The 12,344-nt window shown below is 63.5% G+C and carries 12 protein-coding genes; 2 read left to right on the forward strand and 10 right to left on the reverse strand.

Annotation, left to right across the window (positions count from 1 at the left end):
- The first annotated feature begins 3 nt into the window (after positions 1 to 3).
- Entirely contained in the window at positions 4 to 1,764 is a 1,761-nt protein-coding gene (locus C6558_RS10370; protein WP_371412256.1) for an adenine deaminase, read from the forward strand.
- Between the two features lie 363 nt (positions 1,765 to 2,127).
- Here C6558_RS10370 and C6558_RS10375 read toward each other — a convergent pair whose 3' ends face one another.
- Positions 2,128 to 3,309, reverse strand: a complete 1,182-nt coding sequence (locus tag C6558_RS10375; RefSeq protein ID WP_107027215.1) for a M20 aminoacylase family protein — start codon at positions 3,307 to 3,309, stop codon at positions 2,128 to 2,130.
- Between the two features lie 193 nt (positions 3,310 to 3,502).
- Between C6558_RS10375 and C6558_RS10380 the strand changes: the two genes are divergently transcribed.
- Positions 3,503 to 4,183 (forward strand): phosphoribosyltransferase, encoded by a 681-nt coding sequence (locus tag C6558_RS10380; RefSeq protein ID WP_057211279.1) that lies wholly within the window; start codon positions 3,503 to 3,505, stop codon positions 4,181 to 4,183.
- A gap of 26 nt (positions 4,184 to 4,209) precedes the next feature.
- Here the strand turns inward: C6558_RS10380 and C6558_RS10385 are convergent, their stop codons facing one another.
- The 9 genes from C6558_RS10385 to C6558_RS10420 form a co-directional block, all read right to left on the reverse strand.
- Complete coding sequence (locus C6558_RS10385) at positions 4,210 to 4,674, reverse strand: DUF411 domain-containing protein (RefSeq protein ID WP_057211389.1); 465 nt, start codon at positions 4,672 to 4,674, stop codon at positions 4,210 to 4,212.
- An 81-nt stretch (positions 4,675 to 4,755) separates the two neighbouring features.
- The gene (locus C6558_RS10390; RefSeq protein ID WP_025428575.1) at positions 4,756 to 5,028 is read right to left on the reverse strand and encodes a copper-binding protein; all 273 of its coding nucleotides are present in this window, start codon (positions 5,026 to 5,028) and stop codon (positions 4,756 to 4,758) included.
- Between the two features lie 26 nt (positions 5,029 to 5,054).
- Complete coding sequence (locus C6558_RS10395; protein ID WP_057218308.1) at positions 5,055 to 5,540, reverse strand: plastocyanin/azurin family copper-binding protein; 486 nt, start codon at positions 5,538 to 5,540, stop codon at positions 5,055 to 5,057.
- Between the two features lie 38 nt (positions 5,541 to 5,578).
- Positions 5,579 to 6,928 carry a multicopper oxidase family protein gene (locus tag C6558_RS10400; protein ID WP_057218306.1) on the reverse strand — a complete coding sequence of 450 codons (1,350 nt, stop codon included), beginning with the start codon at positions 6,926 to 6,928 and terminating at the stop codon, positions 5,579 to 5,581.
- A gap of 14 nt (positions 6,929 to 6,942) precedes the next feature.
- Positions 6,943 to 8,394: a TolC family protein gene (locus C6558_RS10405; protein WP_057211275.1), complete on the reverse strand. Its 1,452-nt coding sequence runs from the start codon at positions 8,392 to 8,394 to the stop codon at positions 6,943 to 6,945.
- On the reverse strand, positions 8,391 to 8,621 hold the full coding sequence (locus tag C6558_RS39640; RefSeq protein WP_063963374.1) for a hypothetical protein: 231 nt from the start codon (positions 8,619 to 8,621) through the stop codon (positions 8,391 to 8,393). Before C6558_RS39640 ends, C6558_RS10405 begins: the two co-directional genes overlap by 4 nt.
- A 92-nt stretch (positions 8,622 to 8,713) precedes the next feature.
- A complete protein-coding gene (locus tag C6558_RS10410; protein WP_113567519.1) occupies positions 8,714 to 9,142 on the reverse strand; it encodes a hypothetical protein in 429 nt (142 codons plus the stop codon).
- A 90-nt stretch (positions 9,143 to 9,232) separates the two neighbouring features.
- Positions 9,233 to 9,703: a Cu(I)-responsive transcriptional regulator gene (gene cueR, locus C6558_RS10415; RefSeq protein WP_025428581.1), complete on the reverse strand. Its 471-nt coding sequence runs from the start codon at positions 9,701 to 9,703 to the stop codon at positions 9,233 to 9,235.
- A gap of 108 nt (positions 9,704 to 9,811) precedes the next feature.
- Positions 9,812 to 12,334, reverse strand: a complete 2,523-nt coding sequence (locus C6558_RS10420) for a heavy metal translocating P-type ATPase (RefSeq protein ID WP_107027216.1) — start codon at positions 12,332 to 12,334, stop codon at positions 9,812 to 9,814.
- Positions 12,335 to 12,344 lie beyond the last annotated feature (10 nt).

Below are 12,344 nucleotides of genomic sequence, written 5' to 3' on the forward strand. Positions count from 1 at the left end.
CCGATGGACCTGATGGATGCCGAACTGCGCGCGCGTGCCGTTGCAGCCGCGCGTGGCGTGGCGGCGTTCGACGTACTCATCTCCGGCGGCGTTGTCGTCGACATGGTCACCGGTGAAAGGCGGGCTGCCGATGTGGGCCTCGTCGGTTCGCTGATTGCCAGCGTGCATGCCCCCGGCAGCCGCAGCGATGCCGCCTCGTTCGTCGATGCCTCCGGCGCCTTCCTGTCGCCGGGCTTGATCGACACGCACATGCATGTCGAAAGCTCGATGGTGACGCCCGCGACCTATGCCGATGCGGTGCTGCCGCGCGGCGTCACGACTGTTGTCTGGGATCCGCACGAGTTCGGCAACGTCAGCGGCATCGCCGGGGTGCGCTGGGCTGCCGATGCCATCGCTGACTTGCCGCTGCGTTGTGTTCTGCTGGCGCCGTCGAGCGTACCATCTGCGCCGGGCCTGGAACTGGCGGGCGCCGACTTCGATGCCGATGTCATCGCCACGATGCTTTCCTGGCCGGAAATCGGCGGCATCGCCGAGATGATGAACATGCGCGGCGTTATCGATGGCGATCCGCGTATGCAGGCGATCGTCCAGGCGGGGCTTGCCGCGGGCAAGCCGGTCAACGGCCATGCGCGCGGCCTTGCCGGCGCGGACCTGCAGGCTTTCGTGACCGCGGGCGTCAGCTCGGACCATGAACTGGTTTCCTCTGACGACCTGATGGCCAAGCTTCGCGCCGGGCTCTCGATCGAACTGCGCGGCTCGCACGATCACCTATTGCCCGAGTTCGTCGAGGCGCTGAATACACTCGGCCATCTGCCGCAAACCGTGACGCTTTGCACTGACGATGTCTTTCCTGATGATCTCGATCGCTCGGGTGGGCTCGACGACGTCGTGCGGCGGCTCGTGCGCTATGGCCTAAGGCCCGAATGGGCGCTTCGCGCCGCGACGCTGAACGCCGCGACCCGCCTCGGCCGTGCCGACCTCGGCCTCATCGCCCCCGGACGGCGCGCCGATATCGTGATCTTCGAGGATCTTGCCGATCTCGCGGCCCGTGCCGTGATCGCCGGCGGCAAACAGGTCGCCGATGCCGGACGGATGATCGATGCCCTGCCGAGGACCAATGTAGAAGCGCTCGCTGGCACGATGAAAATCGAGCCATTGAGCGAGACCGATTTCGCCATTGCGTCGACCGGTTCAAAGGTGAGGGTCGCTACGGTCGATCGCCCGCGCTTCACGCAGTGGGGCGAGGTTCTGGCCGCGGTCGAGAATGGCTTCGTCGTTCCGCCGCAAGGCGCAACGTTGATCGCCGTCGCTCATCGCCACGGCCGCGCCGACAGCAAGCCGCGCGTCGGCCTGCTTACCGGTTGGGGAGAGTGGCGCGGTGCATTCGCGACCACCGTTTCACACGACAGCCACAACCTGACAGTCTTCGGCGGCAATGCCCGCGACATCATGGAGGCGGCCAATGCCGTCATCGCCGCCGGTGGCGGCATGGCTGTCGCATCGGCGGGCAAGATCGACGCGGTCCTGCCGTTGCCGCTCTGCGGCCTCGTCTCCGATGCACCGTTGGCCGATGTGTCTGCCGGCTTTGCCGCCCTGCGCGATGCTGTCGGGCGGATCGTCGATTGGCAGCCGCCTTACCTCGTCTTCAAGGCCTGCTTCGGGGCAACGCTTGCCTGCAATGCAGGGCCGCACCAGACCGATCGCGGCATCGCCGATGTGCTAACCGGAAAGCTTCTCGAAAATCCGGTGCTCGAAGTCCTCTGAGGCATCAAGCACGGCGACGATTGTCGCCCTCAGACTGCTGACAACGTCAGTACGAGGAGTAAGGAAGGCTCGGCGTTAGCCAAATTCTCCTTCATTCCTGTGCCTGTCACAGGAATCTGGCCAGCCCAAGTCCTTGGGCTGAACGGTCTTTTGACCTGACGGACGTCAGCTCGCTGGATTCCGGCACGGGGCAGGAATGAGGCAGAACTGAGCGAGCCTTTCGTCAACCAGGCATTCTCAAGCTTTGTCATCATGCTCAGGCGTCGATTGACGCCCCGCTGATCCCTTCGGCAACCACCGGCCTCTACCGAAGGGGCGCGACGTTTCGGAGCAGCGGACATTCTGAGCGACGGCGATACATGTTCAGAGGCCGGCCGAAGCACTCAGTTCCTGTTCCACCAATGTCGTCCAGAAGGTGGTGCCCGGACCAATCGCGTCGTCGTTGAAGTCATAGGCCGTGTTGTGGTGCAGTGCGCCGTCGACGGCGGGTCCGTTGCCGAGCCAGACGTAGCAGCCGGGAGCTTCGAGACCAAAGAAGGCGAAGTCGTCGCCGGCGGTCGATGGCGGAAACTGCGTGCGGGTCTTTTCGCCGAAGACGGCACGGGCTGCCGAAAGGGCGCGTTCGCTGGCGCCGGCGTCATTGACCACGGGCGGAATGCGACGCTCGAACGCGTAGTCGACCTTGATGCCATACATCTCGGCCGTACCGCGCGCCAGCCGGCCGATCTCTTCCTCGAGCTGATCGCGAACATGAGGCGTGTAGGCGCGCGCCGTGCCGCCGATCTCGACCGTATCGGGAATGACGTTGAGCGCCTTCGGGTCGCCGGCGCGAACGGAGCAGGCGCTGACGACGGCCGGCTGTAGCGGATCGACGACGCGGCCGACGATCGATTGCAGTGAGGCGAGGAACGTGCCGGCTGCCGTCACCGGGTCGCGGCCGAGATGCGGCTTGGCGCCGTGGGTGCCGACGCCGCGGAAAGTCAACCGCCAGCTGTCGGACGAGGCGAGCTGCGGTCCGGCGACGACGGCCATCTCGTCGGGGGCAAGGCCAGGCATGTTGTGCAGGCCGTAAACCGCGTCGCAGGGGAAGAGCCGGAAGAGGCCATCCTCGACCATGCGCTTGGCACCGCCACGACCTTCTTCGGCCGGCTGGAAGATGAAATGCACCGTGCCGGAAAAATTGCGCGTCCTGGCGAGATGGCGGGCGGCGCCAAGCAGCATGGCGGTGTGGCCGTCATGGCCGCAGGCATGCATCTTGCCGGCTTCCTTCGATTTGTATGGCCGCTCGGCCAACTCCGGCATGGCGAGGGCATCCATATCGGCGCGAAGGCCGATGGAGCGGGTGCCGTTGCCGATCTGCAGCGTGCCGACGACACCGGTTTTTCCAAGGCCCCGGTGGATTTTAAGCCCGGCTTCTTCAAGCAGTTTCGCGACCAGATCGCTTGTGCGAACCTCCTCGAAGCCAAGCTCCGGATGGGCGTGGAGATCACGACGGAATTCGGTGAGGAAGGGCAGATCGTTGGTGATCCCATCTGGCACGCGCATTGTCTGGCAGTTCCTTGCATGTCTGTCGGAGAAGGGCCGTCGAATTCCCCAGATTTGCGTCTGCCGGGGCGCCCTTTCGGTTTGATCGAAGTGGTAAACGGTATAGACGAAAACCGCCGGAACCAGAACAGTGCGCCGGCGTTTTCATTGCCTTTCGTTCGAAGCCTTGGTGGCGCAGAAGAGGACAGTACCGATGCAGCCGCATGAATTCTGGCAGGATGTGTTCCCGCCGAAAAGTTTCGATACTGGAAGCGGTTATCGGGATTTCTTCCCGGCAACTCTCGAAGACGGTCGCCAGATCCTGTTGCCGATCCGGCAGCTCTCCGATGGCAAACACGCGCTGGCCTCGCTGATCATCAACCAGGCGAGTTTTGCGGTCGAAGAAGCGCTGGCAACGGAACTGGCCACCAGGCTCGCGCCGTTAAAACCGGATGTCATCGCCGGTCTGCCGACGCTGGGGCTGACCCTCGCAGCTGCCGTCGCCCGCAAGCTCGGCCATGCCCGTTACGTGCCGCTCGGAACGTCGCGCAAATTCTGGTATGTCGACGATCTCTCTGTGCCGCTGTCGTCGATCACCACGCCCGACCAGAAGAAACGGCTCTACGTCGATCCGCGCATGCTGCCGCTGCTTGAGGGCAAGCGCGTTGTGCTCGTCGACGACGTCATCTCCAGCGGCACGTCGATCGTTGCCGGCTTGACGCTGATGGAGACTTGCGGCGTCGAGCCGATCGCAATCGGTGCAGCCATGCTGCAGACCGAGCGTTGGCGACAGCCTCTGGCCGATCTTGCGCCGCGTTGGCCGGAGTGCGTGGTCGGTGTGTTCCGCACGCCGTTGCTGGCCCGAGGGGAAGACGGCGCCTGGCGCGCCGCCTGAGCCTTATCGCCGATAAAGTGCCCGCGCTATTGCGCCGGCCGGACCTCGTAATAGACGGTCGCAGCAGTGCCGGCGGTCTTGGCGATGGTGTAGACGTCGTAGGACGCCTGCGGATCGTTGCCCATGCCAAGCGAACCTGCGGGCATGCCGGGCACGGCAATGCCAGCAATGTCCGGCTTTTCGGACACAAGCTTCTGTACTGCCTCAAGCGGCACATGCCCTTCTACGACATAACCGTCGATGACGGCGGTGTGGCACCCCTCCATGTCGGCCGGCACGCCGAGCCGGGACTTGATCGGCGTCATGTCGGCTTCGTCGCGGATATCGACCTTGAAGCCTGCTGCCTCCATGGCTTCCGCCCATTGTTCGCAGCAGCCGCATTGCGGATCCTTGTAGATCGTCATCGGGCCTGCTGCGATCGCCACACCGGCCGTGAGCATCGTCATGCCCATGATCGCACCGGCGATGAAATGTCTGCGGTTGAGGTCCATCATCGGACGCTCCTTTCTTTTCAGTTCGGCCTCGTCGTCCAAGGCCCGGAATTGTCGTTATACCGGGCCTTGGACATTGGATTACTTGATCTCGGTCACAGTGAGCTTGCCATCGACCCGGTCGGCGACGAATTCGATCGCAGTGCCTTCCTTGAGCTTGGCCAGTATCGCATCATCCTTGACCCGGAACACCATGGTCATCGCAGGCATGTCGAGGTTCTTGAGATCTTCATGGGCGATGGTCACCTTCTTGGCCGAGGCGTCGAGCTTCTTGACTGTTCCCTTGGTGAATTCCGCAGCTTGGGCGGAAGCGGCGATGGCGAGCGCGGCAAACAATGTGATGAGCGTTTTCATAGTGTCATCCTTTCAGTGGGTTACAGTCACTTCTTCACGACTTCGAGCGGCCCATGCATGCCGGCGTCGTAGTGGCCGGGGACCAGGCAGGCGAACTGGAACGTGCCATTGTTGGTGAAGGTCCAGACGATCTCGCCGGATTTGCCGGGCTCGAGCCGGATGGCGTTCGGATCAGCGTGTTCCATGTCCGGAAACTTCTCCATCGCGGCCTTGTGCTCCTGGATCTGCGCCTTGTCGTCGAGCACGAACTCATGTTCGAGTTCGCCGACATTCTTGATGGCGAAGCGCACGGTCTGCCCCTGGCGGACCTTGATGCTTGCCGGCGTGAAGATCATCTTGCCGTCGTCGGTTTCCTTCATCGTCACGCGTACGGTCTGGGTCGCCTTCTTGGCGTCGCCCGGTTTGCCGACCGACATGACATCATGACCGCCGGCGTGAGAGCCGCTGGCCAGCATCGGCGAGGCGAGCGAGGAAGCGGCGAGGAACGCCAGCGCGAAAAGTGTCGTCTTCATCTTTGTTTCCTTGGTTGCATTGGAAGAGGTCATTGCGGTCAGCCCTTTTTTGCGGGAGGCGGCGTAATCACTGTCTTGGCATCGGTTGCCCGGTTGGTTTCCGGCAACGCGCCGGTCCATTCCCAGGCCTGCGTTCCCGGCGGGTTTTCGTACCAGCCGGGGTCGCTGTAATCGCCGGCGGAGATGCCTTCGCGCACCTTCACCACCGAGAACATGCCGCCCATCTCCAACGCGCCGTGCGGGCCCCAGCCCGTCATCATCGGGATGGTGTTGTCGGGAAGCGGCATTTCCATTTCGCCCATGTCGGCCATCCCGGCCGTGCCCATGGGCATGTAGTCGGGCTTGATCTTGCGGATCTTGGCCGCGACCTGGGTCTTGTCGGCGCCGATGAAGGTCGGGATGTCGTGGCCCATCGCATTCATCGTGTGGTGCGATTTGTGGCAATGGATCGCCCAATCGCCTTCGTACTTGGCGTCGAACTCGTAGGCGCGCATGGCGCCGACGGGGATGTCGATCGAGACCTCCGGCCACCGGGCTTCCGGGCGAACCCAGCCGCCATCGGTGCAGGTCACTTCGAAATCGTAGCCGTGCATGTGGATCGGATGGTTGGTCATCGTCAGGTTGCCGACGCGCACCCGCACCCGGTCGTTCTTGGCAACAACCAACGGATCGATGTCCGGGAAGATGCGGCTGTTCCAGCACCACATGTTGAAGTCCGTCATCTCCATGATGCGCGGAACATAGGTGCCGGGGTCGATGTCATAGGCGTTGAGTAGGAAGACGAAGTCGCGGTCGACCCGCATGAAGGCCGGATCCTTCGGGTGAATGACGAAGAAGCCCATCATGCCCATGGCCATCTGCACCATCTCGTCGGCGTGCGGGTGGTACATGAAGGTTCCGGACTTCACGAGATCGAACTCGTAGACGAACGTCTTGCCCGCAGGGATATGCGGCTGAGACAGTCCACCGACGCCATCCATCCCCGAAGGCAGGATCATGCCGTGCCAATGGATCGTCGTGTGCTCCGGCAGCTTGTTGGTGACGAAGATGCGCACCCGGTCGCCTTCGACCGCCTCGATCGTCGGCCCGGGGGACTGGCCGTTATAGCCCCAGAGATAGGCGGTCATGCCGTCGGCCATCTCGCGTTCCACCGGTTCGGCGACGAGATGGAATTCCTTGACGCCGTTGTTCATCCGGTGCGGCAGCGTCCAGCCGTTGAGCGTAACGACCGGGTTGTAGTCCGGCCCGCTCGTCGGCACGAGCGGCTTCTGGGTGGCGGCGTTGTCCATGCCTGCCGCCTCCGGCAGGCCGGATGTCGAGGTTTGCGCCCAGGCGGTGGTAGAAACGAGTGCCGCGCCGGCACCGAGGATTTGTCGTCTGTTGAACATGGTCATCGTTCCTTTCAATCCGCATCCGCTGCGGCAGGAGCGGCGGTCTCGACCGCAGTGCCTTCTTCCCCGCCGCCATGGATGGCCGTCATCAGATCGGCGTCCGCCAGCCAGAAATCGCGTTTGGCGTTGATGGAGAGGATCACCGAGTCCACCTTGGCGCGCGTGTCGGCGAGCATTTCGAAGGTGCTGGTGATCATGCCGTTGTAGCTGAGGGTGGCCTCTTCCTCGATCTTGCTGCGCAAGGGCACGACGTTGTTGCGATAATGTCTGGCGATATCGTAGCGCGATCGATAGGCCTGATAGGCCGAGCGAGCTTCCGAGCGGACGTTGACGGCCTTCTCGGCAAGCAGGTTGGCAGCGCGCATATGCGCCAGTTCCGCCTTGCGCAAGCGCGCCTGGCCGGTGTCGAAGATCGGGATGGAGAACTCCAACTCACCCTGGCCGGTGGTCTCGACCTTGGTGTCCCCGTCTTCGCGTTCGCGCTCGGCTTCTGCCCCTGCGACGAGCGTGAGTTCGCTGACGAAGCGTGTCGCGTCGGTCAACCGATAGGACTTTGCCACGGCCTCAAGCTCGAGGCGGGCCATCTGCAGGTCGACACGGCGCTTGAGCGCTTCGCCCTCGATGCTGTTCCGGTGGGCGAGGGTCTTCGGCAGGTCGGGCAGTCGGTTCGGGACCTGGTAGTCGGCGTCCGCTCCCCAGAGACCCATTTTCCGGGTGAGGCTTTCCTTGGCAAGTCGTGCCGCAAGCCGGGCTTGCGCCACCTGGCCGGCGAGTTCGGCATTGAAGACGTGCTCGCGTGCCTGGTCACCCTTGCCCATAGAACCGGTTTCGCCCAGCTTGGCGGCGAGTTCGGAGGATGCGTCGGCTGCGGCCTGCGCCCGGTTGAGCTGCCCGACCGTTTCCCAGGCCGAAACCGTCTCGACCCATGCGCGCCGGGTTTCTGCCGCAAGCGCAAGCGTTCGAAGGGCCGCCGCAAGTTGCGCCTGGCGAAAGCGGGTGTCGGCAACGGCGATGGTCTTCTCCCGCGTCATGAGCGCCAGGATATTGGTGGTGATCAGCCCCTCAATGGCGCGATAGGCTTGAAGCTCCGGCGCCCCGATCCCGGTGGTACCGATCGAAACAGTCGGGTTGAGGAGCATCGTTGCCTGCCAGGCATCCGCCGACGCATCGCCCAGATCCGCATAGGCGGCCTGCAGGCCCCTGTTGTTGAGAAGCGCGATCTGCACGGCGGTGTCGGCATCGACCGATTTGCGTGCCAGCAGGGCTTTCACCTGTGCTTCAGCCTTTGCGGCCTGCTCGCGGTTCTGGATCCAGACGCTTCTCTTCGCAGTGCCTGCGCTGACCTTGGCCTCGACCGCGGTAAAGCCGGCGTCCTTTGCCGAATATTCTGCGGTTGTGGTGCAGCCGGCAAGCGCCAGCGGCAAGCCGATGATCGCGGCGAGCTTGAACCTTTGCCTGCTCATGATGCGCCTCCCTTGGCGGGAGACTGGGCGTCGTTGAGCGGCACCCAGCGTTTTGGACCGACAGGCTCACGGTGGACATAGCCGGCAACAGGGCTTCGGTAAGCCTGACCGCCGGCGCCAGTGGAACTTTGCGAGGGATCGGCGAGGCTTGTGACCTCGGCAGGCATCGTGGTGGCGCATCCGCCCAAAAGGATGGGCAGGAGCGCCATGGGAAACAGACGTTTCATGGTTCAACCTGAAATGTGAATGATGGATATCGGCGTCCGACCGGCAAAGCCGGGCAGGCCAAGACCGCGCGTGCGGTCAGCTGTTCACGAAATCAGGCTCTTGGAGGGCGATGCAGACCAGCGGGCTCGCCTGGGCTGAGTTGCGACTGCAGGCCGAAGCTTAAAGCGGAGCGTGGAAGACCGAAGCGGGCTTCACCGGCGTCGGCAAGAACGGCAACGGACGCACAGAAGGTCTTGCAGCAATCCTTCTTGTCGGCCTTGCTGCTATCGCCGATGGGTTTTGCCTTGCCGCTTTCGGCACTTGGGCAATGCTCGTTCAGCGCTGAGGCACTGATATCGACCGAGGCATCTGTCTGCATCGCCGCGTGCTTTTGCATCGCCGCGTGCATCTGCATGGCTGTGTGTGATGCGACATGGGTCATGCCGGCGGCGCTGGAAAAGGGCAGCACAGCCAGCGACAGCATCGTCACCAGCTTGAGCATCGTCAGCAGACGCTGATATGCAGTTCGTACCTTTTCCATCATCAATCCGTAGAAACGCTGTCGATTCCTGTCAATGCTACCGGCGGGACCGAGGCTCACGAATGCGTGAGCCTCGGTCAGTTTCGGTCTTCAGGCCTGTCGGCGATTGCGGACCGGGTCGATGCCGGCCGGGCCGAAGCGCGCGGGCTCGAGGGCCTTGCCCGGTTCGTTGGCCATGTCGGCGAGATCGTCGAGGATCGGGCAATCCGGTCGTCCGTCGCCGTGGCAGTTGGCGGCCAGATGCTTGAGCGTCCGGCTCATAGCCTTCAACTCCTCCGCCTTGCGCTCGAGGATATCGACGTGTTCGAGCGCGATCTTCTTCACCTCACTGCTGGCGCGCGAACGATCGCGCCAGAGTGTCAAGAGGTCGGTCATCTGCTCGACGGTGAAACCGAGATCGCGGGAGCGGCGGATGAAGCGCAGGGTGTGGACGTCGTTGTCGCCGTAGTTGCGATAGCCGGCCTCGCTGCGATCGGCCGGAGGAATGAGGCCGATCGTTTCGTAATAGCGGATCATCTTCGTCGAGACGCCGGAGGCGCGTGCGACTTCGCCGATGTTCATGGCTTCACCTTTCAAGAGGCGCGCAGAGCGCGGGCATTCATGTCGAATATAGGAACTCTCCCCGGCGGACGCCATGCGGGCGTGTCCCGCCGGGGAGAGGCTTTGATGTTATCGCGCCGCTGGCGTTTGCGCGACGACGCCGCGAAAACCCCTCAGCCGAAGCGCGTTTCCGAGCACGAAGACGCTGGAAAGCGCCATGGCACCGGCGGCGAAGATCGGCGACAGCAACAGGCCATAGGGCGGATAAAGCGCGCCCGCTGCAACCGGGATCAGGACCGCGTTATAGGCAAAGGCCCAGAACAGGTTTTCTTTGATGTTGCGGATCGTTGCCTTCGACAGCGCGATCGCGTTGGGCACGCCCAGGAGATCGCCGGACATCAGCACAACATCGGCGCTTTCGATCGCGACATCGGTGCCGGTACCGATCGCAAGTCCGACATCGGCTTCGGCAAGAGCAGGCGCATCGTTGATACCGTCGCCGACGAAGGCGACGGCGCAGCCGTCAGCCTTCAGGCGCTTCAGAGCGGCAACCTTGCCGTCGGGCAGCACCTCGGCGATGACTTCGTCGATCCCGAGCTTGGCGGCGATCGCTTCGGCCGTCCGGCGGTTGTCGCCGGTAATCATCGCCACCTTGAGACCGAGATCGTGCAACATGCGGATCGCCTGCGGCGTCGTTTCCTTGATCGGGTCGGCAACGGCGATGATGGCGGCAAGCTTGCCGTCGATTGCTGCATAGAGCGGGCTCTTGCCTTCCGACCCGAGGCGGGCTGCCTGGTCGGCAAACACCGAGACGTCGAGCTTCAGCCGGGTCATCAGCCGATCGGCGCCGACATGGATGCTCCGCCCATTCACCGTGGCGCTCGCGCCGAATCCGGGAACAGCCTCGAAGTTCGCGGCGGTCGGAATGGCGATGCCTTCGGACTTCGCCGCTTCGACGATTGCCTCGGCGATCGGGTGTTCCGATCGGGTTTCGACGGCGGCGACGAGTGCAAGCACCTCGCTGCGCTCAAAACCGGCTGACGTGTCGAGATCGGTCAGTTCCGGGCGACCCTTGGTGAGCGTGCCCGTCTTATCGACGGCAATGATCTCGGCATTGCGCAGTGTCTGCAACGCCTCTCCCTTGCGGAACAGCACACCCATCTCGGCGGCACGACCGGTGCCGACCATGATGGAGGTCGGGGTCGCTAGGCCCATCGCGCAGGGGCAGGCGATGATCAGCACCGCGACGGCGTTGACGAGCGCGAAGGTCAGCGCGGGATCCGGGCCGAAGACGAGCCAGATCGCGAAAGTAAGGACTGCCATGGCGATGACGGCCGGAACGAACCAGGCCGTCACCTTGTCGACCAGCGACTGGATCGGCAGCTTGGCGCCCTGGGCCTGTTCGACCATGCGAATGATCTGGGCAAGCACAGTGTCGGCACCGACCTTGGTGGCGCGGAAGGTGAAGGAGCCTGTTTTGTTGATGGTGCCGCCGACGACGTCGGCGCCGGCGATCTTCTCGACGGGAACCGGCTCGCCGGTGATCATCGATTCGTCGACGTAGGAATTGCCATCGACAACGGTACCGTCGACTGGCACGCGGTCGCCGGGGCGCACCAGCACGGTGTCGCCGGCATGCACGTCGGCGAGCGGAATCTCGATCGTTTCCCCATCGCGAACGACGCGCGCCGTCTTTGCCTGCAGGCCCATCAGGTGCTTGATCGCTTCCGAGGTGCGGCCCTTGGCGCGGGCTTCAAGCACCCGACCGAGCAGGATCAGCGTCACGATGACGGCCGCGGCTTCATAATAGACGTTGGCCGTGCCCTCGGGCAAAAGCCCAGATGCGAAGGTGGCAACGACCGAATAGCCCCAGGCGGCGGCCGTGCCGATGGCGACGAGCGAATTCATGTCGGGCGCGAGACGCAACAGGGCCGGTATGCCCTTCTGGTAGAAGCGCAAGCCCGGGCCGAAGAGCACGAGCGTCGTCAACACGAACTGCAGATACCAGCTCTCCTGCATGCCGATATTGATCATGACGAAGTCGTGCACGGCCGGGATGAAGTGCGAGCCCATTTCCAGGACGAAGATCGGCAGCGTCAAGGCTGCGGCAACCAGCAACGCGCGGCTGAGACGCCGGCTTTCGCGCTCGCGCTTTTCGGCCTCCTCATCGGTGTTCGCATCGCCGGTGATGCGCTTGGCGTCATAACCGGCGGCGCGCACGGCCTCTTCGAGACTGGCGACTGTTGCAATGCCCTTGGTGAGGCGCACCGAGGCGCGCTCGGTCGCCAGGTTGACGCTGGCGTCAGCGACGCCGGGCACCGCTTTCAATGCCTTTTCGATACGGGCGACACAGGAGGCGCAGGTCATACCTTCGATTGCCAGCTCGATCGATTCCTCAGCGGCGCCATAGCCGCTGTTTTCGATTGCCTTGACGATGTCGGCGGTCTTGGTCGATCCATCGAACCTGACATCGGCCCGTTCCGTTGCAAGGTTGACAGAGGCGGATGTCACCCCTGGGACTGCTCGGATGGCATTCTCGACGCGCGCGACGCACGAGGCACAGGTCATTCCCTCGACCGGTATGCTGGCCGTCAGGGCGTTGCCGGCGATTGCTACGGCGCTCTTCGTTTCGATGGTGGTCACGGATCCCATGATCGTGCTC

The organism is Ensifer sp. NM-2, assembly GCF_003024455.1.
GTDB lineage: Bacteria > Pseudomonadota > Alphaproteobacteria > Rhizobiales > Rhizobiaceae > Ensifer > Ensifer canadensis.